Origin of the sequence: Enterococcus sp. DIV1059_2 (assembly GCF_051713685.1) — a bacterium.
GTDB classification, from domain to species: Bacteria; Bacillota; Bacilli; order Lactobacillales; family Enterococcaceae; genus Enterococcus_D; species Enterococcus_D casseliflavus.
The window spans coordinates 1,010,481-1,030,679 of sequence record NZ_JBIOQK010000001.1 but is presented as its reverse complement, the minus strand read 5'-3'; the positions used below and the strand labels follow the sequence as shown (position 1 = coordinate 1,030,679).

General features: G+C 43.4%; 20 protein-coding genes. 1 reads left to right on the top strand and 19 read right to left on the bottom strand.

What is annotated here, in order from left to right; translation table 11 throughout:
• Positions 1-39 precede the first annotated feature (39 nt).
• From IGI72_RS04895 to IGI72_RS04810, 18 genes are all read right to left on the bottom strand, one after another.
• Positions 40-1,869: a lantibiotic ABC transporter permease gene (locus tag IGI72_RS04895; RefSeq protein WP_375353970.1), complete on the bottom strand. Its 1,830-nt coding sequence runs from the start codon at positions 1,867-1,869 to the stop codon at positions 40-42.
• Positions 1,844-4,108 carry a glycosyltransferase family 2 protein gene (locus tag IGI72_RS04890; RefSeq protein ID WP_375353968.1) on the bottom strand — a complete coding sequence of 755 codons (2,265 nt, stop codon included), beginning with the start codon at positions 4,106-4,108 and terminating at the stop codon, positions 1,844-1,846. Before IGI72_RS04890 ends, IGI72_RS04895 begins: the two co-directional genes overlap by 26 nt.
• Complete coding sequence (locus tag IGI72_RS04885; RefSeq protein ID WP_375353966.1) at positions 4,105-5,145, bottom strand: glycosyltransferase; 1,041 nt, start codon at positions 5,143-5,145, stop codon at positions 4,105-4,107. Before IGI72_RS04885 ends, IGI72_RS04890 begins: the two co-directional genes overlap by 4 nt.
• A 59-nt stretch (positions 5,146-5,204) precedes the next feature.
• The gene (locus tag IGI72_RS04880) at positions 5,205-6,005 is read right to left on the bottom strand and encodes a GGDEF domain-containing protein (RefSeq protein ID WP_438753319.1); all 801 of its coding nucleotides are present in this window, start codon (positions 6,003-6,005) and stop codon (positions 5,205-5,207) included.
• A 60-nt stretch (positions 6,006-6,065) separates the two neighbouring features.
• Complete coding sequence (locus IGI72_RS04875) at positions 6,066-6,257, bottom strand: hypothetical protein (protein WP_438753316.1); 192 nt, start codon at positions 6,255-6,257, stop codon at positions 6,066-6,068.
• 332 nt (positions 6,258-6,589) lie between these two features.
• Positions 6,590-7,699, bottom strand: coding sequence for a GGDEF domain-containing protein (locus IGI72_RS04870; RefSeq protein WP_015509170.1), 1,110 nt, complete (start codon positions 7,697-7,699; stop codon positions 6,590-6,592).
• 4 nt (positions 7,700-7,703) lie between these two features.
• On the bottom strand, positions 7,704-8,411 hold the full coding sequence (locus IGI72_RS04865) for an EAL domain-containing protein (protein ID WP_375353962.1): 708 nt from the start codon (positions 8,409-8,411) through the stop codon (positions 7,704-7,706).
• A gap of 375 nt (positions 8,412-8,786) precedes the next feature.
• Positions 8,787-9,194 (bottom strand): NusG domain II-containing protein, encoded by a 408-nt coding sequence (locus IGI72_RS04860; protein ID WP_005237322.1) that lies wholly within the window; start codon positions 9,192-9,194, stop codon positions 8,787-8,789.
• A gap of 25 nt (positions 9,195-9,219) precedes the next feature.
• Positions 9,220-9,615, bottom strand: a complete 396-nt coding sequence (locus IGI72_RS04855; RefSeq protein WP_015509167.1) for a hypothetical protein — start codon at positions 9,613-9,615, stop codon at positions 9,220-9,222.
• A 37-nt stretch (positions 9,616-9,652) separates the two neighbouring features.
• Entirely contained in the window at positions 9,653-9,823 is a 171-nt protein-coding gene (rpmF, locus tag IGI72_RS04850; RefSeq protein ID WP_005225341.1) for a 50S ribosomal protein L32, read from the bottom strand.
• Positions 9,824-9,852: 29 nt separating this feature from the next.
• Positions 9,853-9,987, bottom strand: a complete 135-nt coding sequence (locus IGI72_RS04845) for a putative metal homeostasis protein (protein WP_015509166.1) — start codon at positions 9,985-9,987, stop codon at positions 9,853-9,855.
• Positions 9,988-10,002: 15 nt separating this feature from the next.
• Positions 10,003-10,272, bottom strand: coding sequence for a 30S ribosomal protein S14 (gene rpsN, locus IGI72_RS04840; RefSeq protein WP_005225340.1), 270 nt, complete (start codon positions 10,270-10,272; stop codon positions 10,003-10,005).
• Positions 10,273-10,288: 16 nt separating this feature from the next.
• Positions 10,289-10,441 carry a 50S ribosomal protein L33 gene (rpmG, locus tag IGI72_RS04835; RefSeq protein WP_005225339.1) on the bottom strand — a complete coding sequence of 51 codons (153 nt, stop codon included), beginning with the start codon at positions 10,439-10,441 and terminating at the stop codon, positions 10,289-10,291.
• A 301-nt stretch (positions 10,442-10,742) separates the two neighbouring features.
• Positions 10,743-12,722 carry a S9 family peptidase gene (locus IGI72_RS04830; protein ID WP_375353960.1) on the bottom strand — a complete coding sequence of 660 codons (1,980 nt, stop codon included), beginning with the start codon at positions 12,720-12,722 and terminating at the stop codon, positions 10,743-10,745.
• A 90-nt stretch (positions 12,723-12,812) separates the two neighbouring features.
• Positions 12,813-13,757, bottom strand: coding sequence for a tocopherol cyclase family protein (locus tag IGI72_RS04825; protein WP_034858240.1), 945 nt, complete (start codon positions 13,755-13,757; stop codon positions 12,813-12,815).
• Between the two features lie 118 nt (positions 13,758-13,875).
• Entirely contained in the window at positions 13,876-14,709 is an 834-nt protein-coding gene (locus IGI72_RS04820; RefSeq protein ID WP_375353958.1) for a hypothetical protein, read from the bottom strand.
• A 6-nt stretch (positions 14,710-14,715) separates the two neighbouring features.
• The gene (locus IGI72_RS04815; RefSeq protein ID WP_008377296.1) at positions 14,716-15,033 is read right to left on the bottom strand and encodes a PadR family transcriptional regulator; all 318 of its coding nucleotides are present in this window, start codon (positions 15,031-15,033) and stop codon (positions 14,716-14,718) included.
• A 153-nt stretch (positions 15,034-15,186) separates the two neighbouring features.
• On the bottom strand, positions 15,187-16,224 hold the full coding sequence (locus IGI72_RS04810; RefSeq protein ID WP_375353956.1) for an NADH:flavin oxidoreductase/NADH oxidase: 1,038 nt from the start codon (positions 16,222-16,224) through the stop codon (positions 15,187-15,189).
• Positions 16,225-16,487: 263 nt separating this feature from the next.
• Between IGI72_RS04810 and IGI72_RS04805 the strand changes: the two genes are divergently transcribed.
• Positions 16,488-18,629 (top strand): HelD family protein, encoded by a 2,142-nt coding sequence (locus IGI72_RS04805; protein WP_375353955.1) that lies wholly within the window; start codon positions 16,488-16,490, stop codon positions 18,627-18,629.
• A 160-nt stretch (positions 18,630-18,789) separates the two neighbouring features.
• On the opposite strand, the gene IGI72_RS04800 is transcribed toward IGI72_RS04805, so the two are convergent.
• Positions 18,790-20,166, bottom strand: a complete 1,377-nt coding sequence (locus IGI72_RS04800) for a CHAP domain-containing protein (protein ID WP_375353953.1) — start codon at positions 20,164-20,166, stop codon at positions 18,790-18,792.
• Between the last annotated feature and the right edge of the window lie 33 nt (positions 20,167-20,199).

Sequence of the window (20,199 nt, the reverse complement as noted above, 5' to 3'; positions counted from 1 at the left end):
AGAAATGTTCCTTCTCGGCTTCTTTTTATTCGTCATTTTCTAACGCCCCAACACCTCCGCCACCGAATAAACGCCTGGGGCAAAGGTCTTGCCTGTTAGCTTCTTCGTCATGGCATTAAAGGTATAGTGATCTTCTAAGACGACGACTTCATCGTATTGCTTTAATAGCGTGCGAAAATCTGTATCGGATAAGAGGAAATTCTCTCGGCCATCGACATTAGGTGAAAACAAGTAATATTTTCCGACATAGCCAACTAAGTAGCTATCTACTGCTTCTTTGTTAGTACTGACCACCAAATATTTTTTCTCGTTTAGGTCAAAGTGATCGCCAGTAACGGCTGAAACTTGTGCTGGAATCGAAGCAGCATATTCACGATTGGTATAACGCATGCCATTATTCTCTGAAAGGATCAGCAATGTCGCAAAAAATAACAGAATCAATGTACTGTATTGATAGATTTTTTTCGTGGTCAAGCTGGCAAAACTACGGTAGTTTCGCCGATCGATCGCTTGTTCATGATACAAATGATCAATGCCTCTGACCATGAAAAAGGTCATTAATCCAAGTGCTAAAATCACGATACTTGAGGCATAGCGATCGAACCCTGCCAAAGACAATGCTTCATCAGTGGGCATCGAGAACAAGAACATGGCATAGATTCCTAAATAATACCCACCAATGATACCATCGATCAACAGCAGTTCTTTGAAAAATGGATTGCGTTTTTTCATGATAAATCGGACAAATAGCCAACTGCCCAACAGGATGACCTGGATCAAGAGAATCCCTTGCGTGGAGATCGTCGCAACATCCGTGATGGTTTTGACAAAAACATCCGTAATCTGCTGCAGTATCTGAGAATCCTTTTCGCCAAAAATCTGTTTATAAGCGGTCACGCTGACTTCATGCTTCGATTTAGGAAAATTCGCTTTGACATGCAGGTTCCAAAGAATCGCTGGCAGGACAGATAGCCCAATGGCAGCTAACCCTACAATCATCATGCCCAGCCGTTGCCGCCAACGAACTGATGTCTGCCACAAGCAGACTAGTAAATAGCCGCCTAAAATCAGCAGGAAAAAGACGGCGCTATTTTTGACCAAATCAAGAGAGGCGCCAATCAAAAGAAAGAAACCGATCGACGGTAGTACGTTGCCTTTTAAAGCGAATAAGCCAGCGATGCCAGCTAAAGTCAACACTGGCAGGATAAAGTCCACTAACAAATTATTCATTCGAATCGCAATATTAAAATAATTGAAAACCGCCATACTGGTGAAGATCAGGGCAAAAGCCAGCTTTCTTTTCGGATCACGAATAATCGCAAAGAAACTATACAGACTGCAGAAAATCAAAATCAATTGACCAATCAGCAAGACATTCTCATGATAGCCAACAATGATCGCTGTATAAGTAACAAACAGCGAGCTGCCTAAAGGATAGGAAGTAAAACTGATGATGGCATCGGCTGCCGTTGGCAATTGTCCCTGCGTATAAAGGAATTTAACGATCGTCGCCCAATGGGAGAAGTTGTCATAGTGGGTCAAATGACTGTGAAACAAGGTTAAAACGAACAAAGCAAAATAGCCGTAAAACCACAACAGTATGGGCTCTTGCAAGCCCCAACGTACCTGATAGCGCTCCTGCCAAAAACGCCAAACGCATAATAGTAAGCCAAGACCAAATAAAACCCATGCCCCCCAGATCAACCATCCTTTTGGACCATATGCGACAAAGGAAAGAACGAGGATCGGCAAACAGCAAGCAGCGATCCAGCTGATGTGTTTGGGAAAATGGCAAACTCGTACAAAAAGATAGGCATAGCCAGCTAATGATAAACCAAAAAGACTAAATCGCAGCAGGATCTCGATCATCATCTTCCTCCTTTCTCAGCAAGCTGTCTACACATTCTTGAAAGGCTGCTGTAAAACGCAGCTCGGAAAGATTGCTTACTTGATAAATCACTTGATTTTCTGTTGGTTGAAGCGTTGCTTTTTCAGCGTGAAGCACAAGATTACTGATCGGCAAGGTTAGACGGGCAGGCATCTCGACTTCTTCTGTTTTTACCAACGTGAGCTGGTCAAAACCAAACGTTGTGACCGTATAGGCTCCTTCTTCAAAGACCCATTCTTGATCAATCGACAGGACAGGCACTCGTTGAGGCGGCAATGGCTTTTGTTTGGCTTGCAGCAGATGCTTACCGAGATTTTCAAAAAGACTGTCAAAGAAGGTCATCCACGGATCACGCAGAACTGGCAGGCTTTGATTGAAGCCATCATAAATGATCTGCAAATAAGCCAAGTAATCTTTTTCTGATAATTGGTGTAAAGCAACCCCATAGACCCAGCGATCCTTGCCTGAAAAAACGCGGACGACGTTTCCCGTCATCTCTGCTTGGTAGCCATTACGGGTGATTTTAAACGTCAGCTGCGCATCTGGCGGAAAATAAAGAGGAACGTCAGAAACGAAGGACAAGCCGTTTTCTGAGATATTTTCTGTCATCAAAGAATAGCTGGCGTCTTGGTCGGAAACTTCAACAGGATAATGGGCTCTGAACCGTTCCGTCGTTCGGTAAATCGGGCGACCGAGATAAAATAAGACCGCAAAGGTTAAGTTAAAGAAATGGGTCAGCAGCCAGAAGGTCAACACGCTGCCATAGAAAATCTCTGAACCGAATTTGCCGTAATTAAACTTCACTAAGCCGATAATCGTCAAAATCAACAGCAACAAATGCGGCACCACAAACAACAAGTCTTTTTTAGACTGAGTTGCTGCTTTATTGGTCACTTTGAAACGGGTCTCTTTGATGCCAATGGCTTGTAAAAAGACAGGAATCACTAGGTAAGGTGCAAAAATCGTTTCCTGGATCTCGCCCCAGCGCTGCGTTCGAATATCACTGCTCAAATCCTGCATCGCCAAATGCAAGAACGTATAGCTTGGCAGCCAAAACAGCAGCAAGACCCAAAAGTTGGTCTCTACGACCCTTACATTAAAGACGGTGTACAAAATCGGCGCGAAAATAAACAGCAACCGACGTAAAAACGACCACCAATACAAATAACTGTTTAAGAAAACCATTTTTTGCGCCAAAGACAACGTCTTGTTCTTAAAAAGATGGAGATTGTGGACACTTTGGACCACTCCTCTTCCCCAGCGAATCCGCTGCTTTAAGGCACTTGGGATATCAATGGGAGACAGACCGCTGGCCATGGGCTGCAGTGTTGATAAACTGCGGTAACCTTGGCAATTGATCAAGGCGCCTAATTCAAAATCTTCCGTGATGGTGTCCGTCGGAAATCCGCCGGCGGCTTCGATCGCTTCTCGTGCGATCACCGTATTGGATCCTGTATAAATAGCTGTATCATGGGCGTTGTTCAAAACATTGACTTCTCTGGAAAAGAAGTCCTGCTCGTTAGGGATCGCAGCTTCTGAAAAAAGATTGTACTGAAAAAGATCCGCATTGTAAAAGCTTTGCGGTGTTTGGACAAAGCCCAACGGTTTGATGGTCTGATCTTTGCGGCGTTGCTGCTGATTTGCCACAAAATATGGCACTGTTTCCAGCAAAAAATCTGAGTAAGGGATCATATCTGCATCAAAGGTCGCCACTAGCGGCGAATTGGTTTTTGATAATGCATGATTGAGATTGCCTGACTTGGCATGCTGATTGCCTGTCAATCCGATATAGCCGATGCCAAATTTATCTGCCAGTGCTTTGACTTCTGGACGGTTGGTGTCATCTGACAAGTAGATGTGAACTTTTTTGGGATCGGGGTATTTCATATGAACTGCCGCATTGACCGTTTTTAATAAAAGCGGCACTTCTTCATTATGGGTCGCAATCAACACATCGATCGCTGGATAGTCGGCTTCTGGCACGATCGGTTTTTCAAAAGGCTTTGCTTTGTTTTTGTTCCAAATCAACAGCAAACCTGTAAAGTTCGATACGATCTCACTGCCCCAAAGCAGCAAACCAAACAGCAGGGCAAACCAAGACTCGTGCCATGGCAATGTATACAGCCCCCGCCATGATAAATAGATCAGCGAAAAGACAAACGCCAGAAAGTAAACGACTTTTTTCGCCCAAGGCAAACGTTTTTGTTCCACCTCAATCACTCCTTAAAGATGACATTTTTTTGCACATGGTAACTAAAGAAAAAGAGCAGGCAATCGACGCCTATTTTTAACAACACAGAATCCCCGATCGGCAGGATCAAATAGATCAGGTAGACGAGGAAAGAGGACAGCAAAATCTGTATGATCACTAATAAAAAATACTGCAGCATACTGTTCTTTGTCCGTTGACCAAAAACAAGCTCGCGATTGATGTAGTAATTGACGATCGCCGAAATCAAGCGGGCACCCAACGAAGCGATCACGATGGAGGACAGATCGATGACAGACAAGAAATGGATCAATAACGCATAGGCGATCACATCGACAAAAAAGGAGACCACAGATGAAAACAAATACTTCAAAAAGACGCTATAGATAGCGACGGAATCTGCCAAGACCCGAAAATGGGAAGAGGCATTTTCTTCAATATAGATGGTGGCGATCGGTTGCGAGAGAATCGGCCACCCCCGTTTCTGGGCTTCGATCAGCATCCGCGTTTCATATTCAAAGCGCTCACCTGAGATCGCCAACAAATCTGTCATGAATTTCCGAGGGAAAACCCTTAAGCCCGTCTGCGAATCCTCGATGGCAAGACCAGTCGCTAAACGTAGGATATTTCGGGTCAAAATGTTGCCGAACTTACTCCGCAAGGGCACTTCTTTGCCAAAGGATCGGGTCCCTAAAATAATACTGTCGGGATGGGCTTGGGCCTTTGCTAAGCAAGCCATCATATCGGTATACTCATGCTGCCCATCCGAATCAATGGTCACCATAAATTCAACAGCTGGCTGGTTTGTCAGCACTTCAGTGAGAGCGGTTTTGATGGCTGCGCCTTTTCCCTGATTCTTTGGATGGGTCAAAACCTGACAACCAAACTGCTGTGCCAATGCCGAAAAGACAGGCTGATAAGCAGCCCCACTGCCATCATCCACGACCAAAATCGGCAGGTGCTGGTTATGCAAACGAATTTTCTCCACCAGAGCCAGCAGTTTGTGGTCAGGTTCTAGCGAAGGAATCATGATTAAACTATTTTCCATATGCGCTCCTCATTTAAGGTAGTATTTTTGAAAATAAAAAAGAAAAGAAGCCAACCCCGTCAGTAAAGACAGAGTTGGTCGCGACCGCTGCGCTTGGCTCGATACAATGCTTGATCGGCTCGTTCTTGTGTTTGCTGTAGCAACTCGCCCTTTTGCCGTTGTGCGATCCCAATCGACAACGTGATGCTGACCGAATCGCCTGCATCCAAGATGATCTCTTGGTAACGGATGCGCTTTTGGATTTTTTCGAGGAGATAAGCAGCAGCCTGTGCGTCTCCTTGGATCAAGATCGCAAACTCTTCCCCACCGATGCGATAGACCGGGTTGCTCGCCGTACAGTAGGTCGAAAAAATACGAGCGATTTCTTGCAAAATCAAATCCCCAGCACGGTGTCCGTAACGGTCATTGTAATTTTTGAAATGATCGATATCGATCAAAGCGATCGATAAGTCCACCTCGGTCGTGTCTAGGCGTTGGCGGTCATCTTGAAATTTACGGAAGTTGTTCAACTGCGTAAGATCATCGATTTTGACCAATGCCAAAATGCGCTGCATATCATTTACTATCGAGTAAAGGAAAAACGCCAACGTATAGGCGAGAATGCCATAAACTATATAAATTAGGGTCGTTTTTTGAATATCACCCGTCAGATAAAAACCAAAAAGAAAGGAGATAGCGATCAAGTAGGTAATTGATAGGAATAACTCTTGTTTGTCAGTAAATCGCCGTTTGGCCCAGGCATGCAGAAATGTCAGTGTCACTATCAAAAAAAACGTAAGATATAAGTTCAACCAAGACGATTTTGATACTTCAAACAAGAAACGCCCTAACGCTAGATTGACCATCGTCGGTACGGTCACCTTCCACCCCAGATATTTCATGGAAAAAGCGTAAAGCAAAAAGCGCAGGTCAAATCGCGTTTAGTATACGACGTAAGAGAAATTCATCATCAGCATCCCCACCACGGTTTCACAAGCAATCGCAGCTGCGATCTGTTTCGCTTTGAACGTCCCTTGGCCAACGAATCCGTCACTGATTTTGAATAACAAATAAATATTGATGATAATTGCGCCTAAATTTGCGAGTGTATTGACAACCAGCGTATTTGCCATTTCCTGTGCTTCCTTTCTAAAAAAAAGAACCCTTACTTGCTGATTCGACGGGACAATTCCAGAAACATTTCATTGGAAAAGCGGACAAAGCATCAAGTAAGAATCACTATTTATTATTGACAGTTTTTATCACTCTTGATTTAGAATAATTTACCAGAAATTATACATAGTTTCAATCTTTTTGTTGATATGCGAAGATTCTCAAGATAAATAAAAAAAGCAAAATGTATATTTTTTAAATAAATAACATTATTTCTTTATTATTACTAACTTTTTGTGCATAAAGATTTAATTCTTTGTGAATTTGTGCAAACCATTTTTTCATTATTTTTTTACGTCTCAGGTAAGGTGCACACCCGATTTCGACCACTTTGTTTTGCGAGATAGAGTGCTTGATCGGCTCTTTCGACGGCTGCCAAGATATCGCCATGACAAACGGTGCTCGCTTCAACGCCGCAAGACAAAGACATCGTCCCTTTTTCAAAATTGGCGACAGGAAACATACTGCTGGAAATAGTTTGACACAGTGTCGTCATCGCAGCTACGGTCTTTTCTTTGACATCCCCTTCGATCACGACACAGAACTCTTCGCCGCCATAACGATAAAAGGAAAAGGTCTCAGCAAAATGCGCCTCTAAAAAAGTAGTCGTCCGTGTGGCAAAGGTTCTCAACAGCTCATTTCCAGCGATATGACCATAACGATCGTTGACCTTTTTGAAGTGATCGAGATCGATCATGGCGATCGTCACAGTCTTTTTCTGTGAAACGGCTTGAAGCAGGTCGTGGTTATAGGTCCCATAGTTGAAGCAGCCGGTCAACGCATCGATCTTACTATTCGCCAACTCTGCCAGTACTTGGTACTCTTCGCCTTCAATCAACCGATGCAGCCACATAAAGCCGCCCAACAGCACAAAAGAACCAACAAGTACCGCCAACATCGCTTCCCAGTCATAGGTCGTCGTATGATGGACCAACATCGAAAAACGCGGTGAGAGCAGACAGGTTAAAAAATACATCAAATAAAATTGCTGTTGCGGACGCAGCGGCTTGATTTTTGATAAGAGAAAATCAAGGACAAAGACGCCGACACCTAAGAGCGGTAAATAAAAGGCTTTGCCAATGTCAGAAAAACCGACAAACAGTAAATAGAAAACGACCATACACGGCGTTATCAAAATCAAGATCTTGCCACGATCACCATAGAAAAAATGACTCGCAATAAAAGCAGTTGTGTATTGATAACAGATAAACCCAACTGAATTCATTGAAAAAGAAAGAATAAAATACAAATGCGTAAACGTCAGAATACCAATAATAAAATACTTAAATGGACGAGAAACCGATATTTTTTGCACACTTCGTACAAAAACATCTGCGGTCACCAGCAAACTGGCAATCATCAGCGGCAAACCAAACGCCAAGAGCACGCCTCGTTCTAACATTCCATCACAATCGCTCTCCTTTAGACCATAAATATCCTTGTTGTAAATGAACCCCCATCTCAAGCAGCTGCGTCATCTTATCGCGGGTCTCGATGCCTTCAACGATCAACTCAAGCTGATACTTTTTGGCGACCTTCAACCAACAGGTCAAGAAACTAAACCCGATCTCCTCATCGAGCTGAATAAACGGCAGTAGTGAAAATTTCAAACAATCCACATTTTCAAGATTGGCAAAGACCAATGACAGGGTATTTTGGCCACAGCCGATGTCATCGACAGCGATCACATAGCCATAGGCTTTGATTTTTGCAAGGGCAGTAGACAAATCAAAAGAATCATGCTGACCTTTTACAGGATGCTCTGTTAATTCGATCTGCAACTGCTCTTTGTGGGCAGTCATCCCCTCAAAAAAGGTCCACGTTGACTGCCACAGCAGCTGTTGTGGATGAATATTGACACTAAAGCGGGTTTTCGGCTTTTTTTGGCACAACCGTCGCAGCTCCTTGGCATACCACCCCATCAACTGCTGGTTGCCGCTTTCAGATTGAATCATTGCGCTGAATTCTTGTTGCGGAAAGCGGTTGTTTTTCTCGCTGCGCAGCAAGACCTCATAGCCGTTCACCTCTTGCTGACTTAGCGATTCTACCTGCATGATTGGTTGACATAACAGATAAAAATTGTCTGTGTTTTCCCAAATTGTTTCATTTCCCATCTTCGTTAAGCCCCCATCTAGTAAAGTTATCACTTCCGAAAATTGGTCATATTCGTATCATCGCTCGTTCATAGTCCTTAGAAAAAGAAGCTTCAAAGGAACTGACTTGCCTAAGTATACCAAATAGAGCCGCAGTTCCCCAACTATTTTAGATGATTGGGCAGAATTTTTTGTGAACGATTGGACAGAGATTGCTATTTCCACCCATAGTTCCCGTTTCTTCTGACGGTTGGAATTCTGCGCTTTTCTTGTATCAAAAACGCTGTTTCTGGCTGACTTACACGTTGGTCGATTGGCGTTTTTGACAGCTTCTTCTGCTCATCCTCATAAAAAAGCCAGCTGAACAGGAATTGTTCAGCTGGCTTCCTTTTTCTGTTAATAAATTAAATAGTCAGAGGCACCGGCTTGCTTGATCTCGATCACCAGCTTATGAGGCAGGCAAATGCTCGTCTGCCCATTGCGATAGATCCAGCTGGTTTTGACAGCAATCTGGTCGGGACTATTGTCTTCACGAACTCGGATCGCGCCATCTTTGATCTCGACGATATTGTACTGGCCTTCTGCTGGATAGTAGGTTTTTTCCATCGCATCGATTTCTTCTAAGTTAAAACGGTCAACCTCTTCCCCGTTGATCCGCACGATTGCATACCGATCGCCGGTATCACTTTGAGCTTGTGCTTCAAATAGAAAAAGCGGTAAAAAAGAGCCGACAACTAACAGAACAAACAGCAGATAATCATAGGGCTTTAAAAGTTTTAAAAATGGCTGGATCGTCTTTTTCATCACATGTACGCCTTTCACGGTTCATTCACTGTTGCTTTTTAGAAGGTAATCGCTCTTCAAAAAAAGCAGTTAGGTCGATGATCTCTTCCTCTGTGAAGGTTTCTTGCTCCCATTGGGCAAGGATTTGTTCTTGCAAAGCCAAATCCATTTCCCAAAAATGCTCGATCTTCTTGAAATGCTTTGAGTCAAAGGAACGAAACACGGGGTAGATCATCAAAAATTCTTCAAAGGTAAGATCCCAGTCCTCAGTATAATCTTTAACGACCCCTTCTGACAAGGCTTTTTCCGTCGGATCGCCGTTTTCTTTGATCAAGCCTGCTTCGTAAAAATGGCGATAGATTGCCTCTTTGGTGATCTCTGGATGAAATTTTTTACTGTGACGATAGGCTTCTTCAATCAATGACGGATAGATGATCTCCATTTTCCCCCTGCTTTCTGGACGGCGTCATAAGACGCCGTTAATTCTTTTCGATTGGGTGCTGCGCTTTATATTCTGCTAATGATACATGGTGGCTGCGCTTGAAGGTTCCTGTTGTCCCATCAAACGAAATCGCTGGTGCTTTGACGCCATAGTGGGTCCGGCGCTTATTCTTTTTTGCTTTTGATGTTTTTCTTGCAGGTACTGCCATGTCATTTCCAACTTTCTTTCACTTTCTCATTATGCACGCAGCTGCAATGCATTTTTTCGTTTATTTCGCTTACATTCATGAATGATCTTTAATGCGCGTTTCCTTGTTTTGATGTTCGGGCTCTTTAAACGTCGATACGCACTAGACAAGTCCGTTTTTTCCATATTGACTCCTTTCTGTTACCAGCTTGCTTTTGTAACGCCGGGAATTTCTCCGAGATGTGCATGCTTACGGAAATTGATCCGTGACATGCCGAATTTATTCATGTAGCCGCGCGGACGACCATCGATCATATCCCGTTTCTTCAAACGAGTCGGATTCGAGTCCTTCGGTAGTTTGGCCAATGCTTGGGTATCTCCTTGTGCTTTTAGTTCTTGACGTACTGCTCGGTATTGTTCGATGAGTTGTACTTGTTTGTTGTATTTTGCAATTTTTGATTTTTTTGCCATTCAGTTATTTTCCTTCCTATTTCTTGATTTCACGAAAAATCGCTCTGCGCCGCAACTTTGGTGAATATTTTTTTAATTCTAAACGTTCCGGCGTATTGCGCTGGTTCTTATTGGTCAAATAAAGTCTTTCCCCTGTCTCCACACATGCCAAAATAATATTGTTTCTCATAATAACCAGCTCCTTTCTCTTGCGTCACACCAAAAGAACACTCAAAGTGTAACGATTACGTTTTGTATCATATCACACTAAAACACAGGAAGCAAGCAAAACTATTTCTTCTTTTTGTTATTTAACACGTGAAGAAAACGTCATATGAATTTGTTTTCAACCGTCGCTGTCATTGGCGGCAAGATAACAGAAACCTATAGCTTTTGATCCCGCAAAAAAATCACCTGATTTTTTAAGAAATCACTGGTTGGGCTTTTCAAGCAGCCCAAGTCGTGATTCTTTGTCAGGTGATTTGATTCGGTTAATTTACTGATTGGTTCTCATGTGATGCAAGCCATTCACTGATCGCCTGCAAGCGTTCTATCCGCAGGTTCGGCAAGCCATTGCGCGACAAACCATGAGAGGATTGAGGAAACAGCATCAGCTTCGTATCGACGCCTTGACGTTGCAATGCCATGTAAAACTGCTGTCCTTGTTCTTGCGGACATCGCAAATCATTTTCCCCATGGAGGACTAGCGTAGGTGTCTTGACTTGGCTGGCATAGGCCAAAGGCGACATCTTCCAAAGTCCTTCGGTCTCATCAAGTTCCCGCAACAATTGGAATTTGACAAAGGCAGGTCCAATGTCACTCGTCCCATAAAAGCTGATCCAATTTGAGATCGAGCGTTGCGTAACGGCCGCACAAAAACGATCGGTATGGCCAACGATCCAGTTGGTCATAAAGCCACCATAACTGCCGCCAGCCACATGGATGGTGTTCGTATCGATTTCTGGATGGTTTGCCACCACGGCATCCACCCCTAACAGCAAGTCTTGATAATCTTTATTGCCATAATCACCTAAAATCGATTTGACAAATGTTTGACCGTATCCTTGCCCGCCACGAGGGTTCAACAAGATGACCCCATAGCCATTAGCGGCATGGACTTGCATCTCATGGAAAAATGTTTCCCCATAACAGACCTGCGGACCGCCATGAATGTACAAAATCGCTGGATGATTTTCCTTTGTTTCGGTCGGAGGCAAATACCAGCCTTGAATTTGCCAGCCATCTGCTCCTTCGTACCAAAACGCTTCAGGTTTACTGATCGTTAATTGTGACATAACTGCTTGGTTAGGATCATAGAGATCGGTTACCTCGCCACTTGTTAAGTCAATCAACGCTAAGCGACTAGGGATCGTTGGCGTCGCATAAGCAACAGCAAGTTTGGCTTCTGAATAGATCGCCGCATCGAGGATATCCATTTTTTCATCAAGTAGTTTGGTCCATTCTCCTTGGGTCGTGGCACGGTACAATTGTAGCTTGCCATGTTCTGTTACGGGTACAAGGAATGTGTCATCCGTCAACCAGGTGATCGCTACGCCACGATTTTTTTGTTGAAAATCACTGATGATCGCATTGCCAAAGGCAACATCTAACTCCTTGGAAAGATTTTTGACTGCTTTCGTTTTTAAGTCGATCAAAAACAAATCATCCAAGGTCACAAATCCGTAAGAGAGATCATTGCCTAATAGTAACAGCTGATCATTGCGCGCAGCAGCAAAAGTGTAGGTTCCTTCTGGCAGGATGTTTTCTAAACTTTCTGTCTTTTTCGTCTGGCTATCAAGGAGACAAACCTTCGAGCCATAGTCCCATTCATCTTCTTCCTCTTTGTCAAAGGTGAGGAACAACGTCTTCTGATCATCCGCGATGCCAGAAAAAACAAAGGGAGAATCATGCTCAAAAATCAGTTCCGTTTCTTGTGTCGCGATCGTTTTTTTGATGATCGAATGTTTTTTTTCTTTTAAAAAGCCGACGCCATCCGCCAAATAATTGACTTTCGTAGTAGCTTTTACTTCTGGAAATTCCTTTTGCTTGTCCGTCTTTTCTGTGTCGTCTTGATTCTCTGAGAGCGGCTCTTCTTGTGCCAGCTTATAATAGACCGCCGTTGCGTCTTGCTTCCAAAAATAGTCCCCCAGACCCTTCTCAGTGACAAGTGCTTGGGGCTTGCCGCCGGACACTGGCATCGTCCATAACGTACTTTCACCTTTCTTTGGATCGGTCGTCACAAAACTGAGCCATTGCTCATCTGGCGAGACCTTTAGGTTGTTGTGGGTCGTCGCTTCGTTTCCCCACTCACGCCGTTCGTTGGTCTTTGGGTCAATACTATAAATCGCTGAATCATACGTATTGGTCTCTTGGTTGACTGCCGTTTCCAAGTAAAAAACCTGATTTTGCCCCACTGCAGGCTGCGCAATCGTTTTCAGTTCAAACAGTGTCTCATTCGTTATTTTTTCCATCCGTTTCCCTCCAAAGATACGTGTTTTCGCAGTAACTATCTACTAGTATATCAAAAGAAACGAATTTTTCTGCTTTTTTCCCGCCTTTTTTTAATAGTGAAATCCTCGCAGATTCGCTACTTCTTCAAAACCAGCCGACGTTCCCGTCTGCCGCAAGATCTCCTGCCCATTTTCTAAAAGGGTCAAGGCAATTTCCGTACTGGCGCTTTCGCGAATGATCCGATTCATTTGCCCAATAGAAGGTGCTAACAACGAATGGCCTTCTTTCGTCAACACTTCGATCGTCAGCAGCCACTGTTTTTGTTTGAGATGGATCACTAAACGGTCTTCCGTACGTTTGACATCATGAATCTTTGCACCATGATAAGTAGCAAAACGATATTCTTGGCTGCCGACTTGCAGAACACAAATCGTTCCCAAAAAAGCAAAACCAGCAAAGGGAATGTCGGCTGCGGAGAAAAAGAACCGTACATCTGGTGCATCAAAACTGTTGCACTGAACCCAGATATAAGCTGCTGGAAAGGAGGTACCCCAGTCTTTTTCCAAATAACCGATCCCGTTCGTAAAATCGATTGGTTCTTCGTTCCAGTACAGCGTACCTTCTAAGGTATGACTCATGCTCAAGACACCGTGGTAGCACTCCATAAATGACAGATACGAAAAAGGCCCCATGATACTCGGCGCATAACGTGTCCGCTGAATCGGTTTGTGGTCGTTATATTTTACTGCTCCTTGTACTTGGAGATCGTTATTTTTTAAAGAAACTTGAATGCCTGCTTCACTAAAGATATTGTCACCAATCGTTACTTTTCGCTCCTCTTCTGAAACCTGAAAATCAGTTTCTGGAAAGGAGAAGTAATGCGCGCCCTCATGATTGATCACTTGAATGAACACTTCTTTGGTACCGTCTTCTTGAATCGAAAGACCAGGAATAAAAGCATAGACTTCTTCACCAATTTGGTGCTTATGGTACCAGCCTTCAAAAAAAGCGGTCTGCTTGTCGTGGCCGTGAAAGAACCGATCTGTTGTCAACATCTTGATTTCCCTCCGTTTCTTTTTTAAGTGTAGCATGAAGCAGAAAGATTCCTCAGGATAATGCTTTTGTCCATGTAAAAAAGCCAGAAACAAGCAACACACTTGTTTCTGGCTTTGCTTATTGCTTTTTCATCACTCGACGGGTCCACCAGAGAAAAATAAGAAACCCTACAACGAGCAGTGTCACAAGTCCGCCGGTCATCCACGATGGATCCCCAATGTGATAAAATGCCATGGCTTTTTGCAGGCAACCAAGCAACACAAATACCCCCAGTAGAAAAACGATCGGATAAAAAGCTTTTTCTTTGCGTGATACAACAAAAACGATCGCCGCTACTAGCAAACTGCCAACCAATACTACATCAAAAGGAAATGCGATCGTCAGGAGCCACCAGTTTGGGGTCAGCAGATTGATCAACAGTGAAAGACCAATCCAGCCACTCACAACGAGCCAAAGGGAGCCGAAACGAATCACCTTGCTTGTGTCCTTCTTTTGATAGATGGTTTTGCTGATGATCGCAAAAATCCCGATGACCGCTACCACAGTTACCAATCCTGTCAAAAGATAATCCAGCAGGTTAAGAACCAGTGGTCCTTGATTTGTAAAATCAGCTATAAACTTGATGCCCCAACTGATGCCAACCGCTAGATACGCCAATTTGAGACGCTCTTTGAGATTGCTCTTTGGCGTGTTTGCCAACAGTTCATCTGCCACCCCTTTCGGATCATTGCCAAAATAGTGTTGCGCCTCTTCTCCATGAGTTTGTGCTTCTAATAAATCCATTGCAATCGCGTATACCTGCTCTGTGACTTTATGCTCATCGTAAAAAAGGCTGGAAAGTAAGAGGTAGCTTCGAAAATCATCAAAAAATTGGCGATTTTTCTCATTGAATTGTTGCTCGATCAGATTGGTTTGCTCTCGCCAATAGGTCGTCTCTTGTTTATTTGCCATGTTTCCTCACTCCTTAAATAATCCTTCGACTTTCTTCATTAGGTTGGTCCATTGTTCTCTAAATTGTGCCAAATAGTCTATGCCTTTCGGGGTGATCGAGAAATACTTGCGATCAGGTCCTTCAGGTGATTTTTTCATCTCAGAGGTAATAAGTTCTTGTTTTTCCAACTTCTGCAGCAAAGGATAGATCGTGCCGCCAACGATCGTTTCAAAGCCTCTTTGCTTCAGTTCCTGTACCAGTTCATAACCATAAATCTCTTTTTGAGCAATCACTTGCAAAACACACCCTTCCAAAACCCCTTTTAGCAATTGCGTCTCTTTCACGATTTCCCTCCTTTAGTTCCCTTTATCTAGTTTGTTATACAAACTAGTGTTGTACCTAGTATACGTGTTTGTCACTAGTTTGTAAAGCATACTAGTAGAATAATAAAATCTCCTAAGAAGATTTTTCTTCTAGGAGATTTTTTATCAGATGAATCAACGCTTCACCCCGCGTTGATAGGAATCATTGTATGCTTGAAAGGACTTATCGTGGAGTTTAGCCGCTGCATCTGCCAACCAGTTGACATTTCTGATCAATGCGCGGCCTTGTAAAACCAAATCCACTTGATTGGTTTGCAAAAGATATTCGCAAAGATCAGGATTATCCAATAAACCGACTGCTGCTACGGGAATATCGACCACTTGCTTGATAGCTGCAGCAAAGGACACTTGGTAGCCATCATAGATCGGAATATTAGGCTTTTTATCCACCACACCGCCTGTGGAACAGTCAAGACAATCAATGCCATCTGCTTGAAGCCATTGGGCTACTTGCTGCCAATCTTCCAACGAATTTTGGCGTCCTGGTTCTTCATAGTCTGTCAGTGACAAGCGCATCCACAAGGACCCAGAAAAGACTGCTCGAACTGCTTGTACCGTTTCTTTTACAAAGCGATACCGATTCTCTAAGGAACCACCATACAGGTCGGTTCGTTGATTGACGAGAGGCGAAAGAAATTGATCCATCAAGTAGCCATGAGCCCCATGAAGTTCGATCATCGTGACACCCGCTTTGGCTGCTCGTTGGGCAGCCTGAACAAAACTATCTTGCACCCGTTTGATTTCCGACAGGGTCATTTCTGACGGTAACGGGTAGCGTTCGTTAAAGGCAACGGTACTTGGTGCCAAAGGATTGCTGGCATCAACTGCTTTTCGTCCTGCATGGCTTAGTTGGATTCCTACTTGCGCATCGAACCCATGCAGCAGTTCCACCAATTTCGTCAGCTCTGTTTGCTGCTCTTCATTCCATAACCCTAGATCATTATTTGTGATTCGTCCGTCTGGTTCAACGGCAGTCGCTTCAATAATGATCAAGCCGACTTTGCTTAATGCTCGTGCCCCGTAGTGAACAAAATGAAAGGGTTCCGCAACACCGTCTTCTTTTTTTACTTCATACATACACATCGGCGACATAACGACGCGGTTGGCCAATGCTAAATTCGCTAGCTTCACTGGTGACAATAATTTGGACATGCTGACACTCCCTCAACGATTTTTCGCTTTGTATTTTTCTCTATATTCAGTATAAACAGCCCCTTCAAAAACACAAGCAATGACCCTTTTTCTCATTTTTAAAACAAAAAAATAGACGCATTCTGCTTGCTCCCATGACATTGGAACAATCAGCTGCCTCTTCCCACTATTATTATACCGCATCCAGAGTCAAAAAAATAGACTAGTATTTTTGGTGGATGCTCGTATAATTGAGATACTTTGGAGAATGGATGTGAGTCTAAATGAACGACCTAAAGGCTGAAAAGAAGCATCTCGCAGACACGTACCAGCAATTGCTGACGCGAAAGACAGGGCTGAGCAGTTTCTTGACTGAAGGCAGAAAAAAAGATCGCCTTGCGATGCAAAGCATCGGCGAAGAGATTCGCTTAAACTTTGATAATTTTGCTGACCGTTTAGATACTTTTGCTGCCATCGAAAGTAAGAACCGTGAGATCGACCAAATGAACGCCGCTCTTCAATCTGCTGAACGTGAATTAGCTGCCATCGATCGTCTACTGGATAGTCCCTACTTTGGTAAAATCTCCCTACAGTTTGAAGATGAGGAAACAATAGAAGATTTTTACATTGGGATCAATGGTTTTGTTAATGAAAATAAGGAAGGGCTGATCTATGATTGGCGCTCCCCTATTGCCGAATTGTTCTATGCCAAACGCTTGGGCCCGGTCTCTTATCAAGTGAACAATCAGACGATTTCTGCCGTTCTTGAACATCGCCGACAATTTATTATCGAAAAAGATCACTTGAAGCAAGCCTTTGATACCTCAGTCGCGATTCAAGATGAAGTGTTACTGGCAGCCCTTGAAGCCAATAATAGTCAAAAAATGCAAGATATCACTGCTTCGATCCAACACGAACAAAACGTCATCATCCGTGACTTAGCGCATAAAAACCTACTGGTCAACGGTGTTGCTGGAAGCGGAAAAACGTCTGCTGTCATGCAGCGAATCGCCTTTTTGCTGTACCATTTTCGTGAAGAGATGACCGCTGAGAATGTCTTGATCCTCTCCCCGAACTCTCGGTTTATTGATTATATTTCGCAAGTGCTGCCTTCCCTCGGTGAAAAAAATCCATTGACGCTGACCATGCGGCAGTTTTGCCAAGCATTTCCTAGCGTTGACTTAGAATCGGAAGAGGCGTATTTTGACCGCATCCAGCAAACACCCAGTGAAGCAATCGACCTTTTGCGCAGTGCTGACTTTAGTCGCTTTCTTCAATCCTTGAGCAAACAGCTGCCAGAAGAACTTGTGCTTCAGTTTAAACCAATCAAAAGAAAAAACGTCGTCCTTTTTTCTGAAGAAACGATCGACACTTTCTTCCAAGAGACACCGAAACAGGCATCCTTGCGCGATCGCATCCAAGCAGTCAAAAAGAAATTGGCTTACGCTTGGGAGGAGCGACTGCAAAAAAATGCCTTAGCAGCAAATGTTCACGACCAAGTTCGTTCTTTGACTGAAGACGAACAGCGCTCCCTATTAGGGACAGTTTTAAAGGATGATTCAGAAAAAACAATTCAGAAAGCAGCCATTCGCCTCCTGAAGAAAAAATACGCAACGGTTTCCAAACAAATCAAAGACCTTACTTGGTTTGATACGAAACGATTGTTAGCAGACAGTGCCGACTATTTTACTCAAGGACAGATCACTTTGACGCAAACAACAGATAGTTTGGATTATACCGTTTGTCTATTGCTGATTCGTCATTTGCTCGCCGAAAAACAACCTGTCCCTGCGTTACGCTATCTGTTTATCGATGAAGTCCAAGATTATACGCCAGCACAAATTCAGTTTCTATTATGTCTTTTTCCTATGACCGCTTTTACCCTCGTGGGGGATCAGCAACAGGCGATCTTTACAAGTGCCATCACCGTATCAGAAATCCAAACGTTGTTTCAACAACAGGCGAAATCCCTCGAAACGTATCAGCTGACTACGAGTTATCGGTCTAGCGGTGCAATCACGCGGTTATTTGCCCAAATGCTACCAAAAGAAACCAATTTAAACATCTCTGCCGTTCGACCAGAAGGAAAGTTGCCACAGTTTTATGCCAATCTGTCTGATATTGCCTTGGTAGACATAGTAAAGGAACTTAAGCAGCCAGTAACGATCATCACCAAAGATAGTCGGTCCAGTGAGGAGCTCAAACAGTTCTTCGATAAACAGGCCGTGTCATTTCATGGAACGGTTTTACCGATTCATCTTGCCAAAGGATTGGAATTTAAGCAGGTCCTCTTATATGATGTCTCAGAAGAAAATTATCATACCGATCAAGATCGAAGGATTCTCTATACGGCGATTTCTCGTGCAATGGAAGAACTGGTGGTAACTTCAAAAGGAACCTTTTCGCCATTTCTCACTCCTTGCTAGTAGAACGAAAAACCTCCTACTTTCTATAGAATCTTGATAAGATTTGAAAGAATCCTGTCTTGTCTCTCTGAGTAGTTCTCTTATCTGACTGATTTAGAAAGCTATCGATCAAATAAAAAAGCATCAACGCGATTGCGTTGATGCTTTGCTTTTGAATTGATTAGCGATGGATGTAAGTATATCCAGATGCGCTCATTGTTGCAGTGTTTGGTCCACCAGGACTGTCAAAGCCCATTCCGCCTTGAGAGATTGTGATGGTATTGTTTGATGGGTTGTATGATTCAACATAAGCAACGTGTCCATAAACTGGATCAGCAGTCCATTCGCCACCAACTGATTGACCAGCGGCAAAGACTACAACGGCACCGGCTGCTGGTGTACCATTGACAGTGTATCCATCAGCTGCAGCTGATGCACCCCATTGTGCACCATTACCCCAGTAAGTACCTACCCAAGGAGCGCGGCTTTTCACGTACCAAGTACATTGACCCCAAGCATACATGTTACCTGAGCTTGAATGATCTTTTCCGCCGCCAGTAGAAATACTTCCGGTAGAATTATTGTTTGATGCAGAATTTGAACCTGAGTTACTTGAGCTTGAATTGCTTGAACCAGTGTTTGAAGAGCCTGCGTTCGATGAACTTGAGCTGTTAGAACTGCTGGTATTGCTTGAACTTGTGTTGCTTGAAGAACTACTTGTTGCTGTTTCAGTAGAAGCTGTTGTATTCTCTGTCGTGCTTTCAGTTGATTGAGCAGCAGCTTCTTGTTGTGCTTCTTTCAAAGCAGCAGCTTGTCTTTCTTCTTCTGCTTTTTGAGCAGCAGCAGCTTCTTGTTGTTCTTTCAAGATACGGGCTTTTTCAGCTTCCGCTTCTTGTTTTTTCTTGTTCAAAGCATCTTTGTCTTTTTCAGCAGTCGCTTGTTCTGCTGCTAAGTTTGCTTTCAAGACATTTAAATCAGCTTGTTTTGCTGCGATGGCATCTCTTTGTTGGCTAAGTTCTGCTTGGTTCACAGCAACTTCTTGGATCTTGCTTTCGTTTTCTTTGACTTTGTCTTCAACATCTTGTTTGTCTTGTTTTTGTTGTTCAACTAAATCATTGTTTGCATTGACGATCGTTGTCATCGCTTGTACGCGACCGATAACATCCGTTAAAGAATCTGCTTCTAAAACAGCATCAATGAAATTGGTGCTTTGACCGTTAACTTGTACATCACGGGCTTGCTTTTGGATTGCTTCTTCACGTTTGGCAATACGCAATTTCAATGTTGCGATTTTGTCTTGCAATTTCTCAGCTTCTTGACCTAACTCAACTTGTTTCGCTTCTAATGAAGCAACTTTTGCACTCACTGTTTCAATTTCTGCTTCTAGAGAATCGATTTGTGATTGGGCGTCAGCTTGCTGACCTTTAAGAGAATTGATTTTTTGGTCTTGCTGCTCGATTTGATCATCAATGGAATCTGCAAATGCTAATGCAGGTGCTGCAACTGCTGTTAATGTTAGTGAACACACCATTAATGCTGATAACAAACTATTCTTCACTCGTTTTTCCTCCGACTAGCTGGTTGATTTGAC

Bases quoted from the DNA above. Each gene is read 5' to 3' on its own strand.
- IGI72_RS04855 (WP_015509167.1), bottom strand. From the start codon at position 9,615: ATGGAGATCATCTATCCGTCATTGATTGAAGAAGCCTATCGTCACAGT.
- IGI72_RS04845 (WP_015509166.1), bottom strand. From the start codon at position 9,987: ATGGAAAAAACGGACTTGTCTAGTGCGTATCGACGTTTAAAGAGCCCG.
- rpmF (WP_005225341.1), bottom strand. From the start codon at position 9,823: ATGGCAGTACCTGCAAGAAAAACATCAAAAGCAAAAAAGAATAAGCGC.
- IGI72_RS04830 (WP_375353960.1), bottom strand. From the start codon at position 12,722: ATGGAAAAAATAACGAATGAGACACTGTTTGAACTGAAAACGATTGCG.
- IGI72_RS04865 (WP_375353962.1), bottom strand. From the start codon at position 8,411: ATGGGAAATGAAACAATTTGGGAAAACACAGACAATTTTTATCTGTTA.
- IGI72_RS04870 (WP_015509170.1), bottom strand. From the start codon at position 7,699: ATGTTAGAACGAGGCGTGCTCTTGGCGTTTGGTTTGCCGCTGATGATT.
- IGI72_RS04820 (WP_375353958.1), bottom strand. From the start codon at position 14,709: ATGGCAAATAAACAAGAGACGACCTATTGGCGAGAGCAAACCAATCTG.
- IGI72_RS04825 (WP_034858240.1), bottom strand. From the start codon at position 13,757: ATGTTGACAACAGATCGGTTCTTTCACGGCCACGACAAGCAGACCGCT.
- IGI72_RS04895 (WP_375353970.1), bottom strand. From the start codon at position 1,869: ATGATCGAGATCCTGCTGCGATTTAGTCTTTTTGGTTTATCATTAGCT.
- IGI72_RS04875 (WP_438753316.1), bottom strand. From the start codon at position 6,257: ATGGCAAATACGCTGGTTGTCAATACACTCGCAAATTTAGGCGCAATT.
- rpmG (WP_005225339.1), bottom strand. From the start codon at position 10,441: ATGAGAAACAATATTATTTTGGCATGTGTGGAGACAGGGGAAAGACTT.
- IGI72_RS04810 (WP_375353956.1), bottom strand. From the start codon at position 16,224: ATGTCCAAATTATTGTCACCAGTGAAGCTAGCGAATTTAGCATTGGCC.
- IGI72_RS04885 (WP_375353966.1), bottom strand. From the start codon at position 5,145: ATGGAAAATAGTTTAATCATGATTCCTTCGCTAGAACCTGACCACAAA.
- IGI72_RS04860 (WP_005237322.1), bottom strand. From the start codon at position 9,194: ATGAAAAAGACGATCCAGCCATTTTTAAAACTTTTAAAGCCCTATGAT.
- IGI72_RS04805 (WP_375353955.1), top strand. From the start codon at position 16,488: ATGAACGACCTAAAGGCTGAAAAGAAGCATCTCGCAGACACGTACCAG.
- rpsN (WP_005225340.1), bottom strand. From the start codon at position 10,272: ATGGCAAAAAAATCAAAAATTGCAAAATACAACAAACAAGTACAACTC.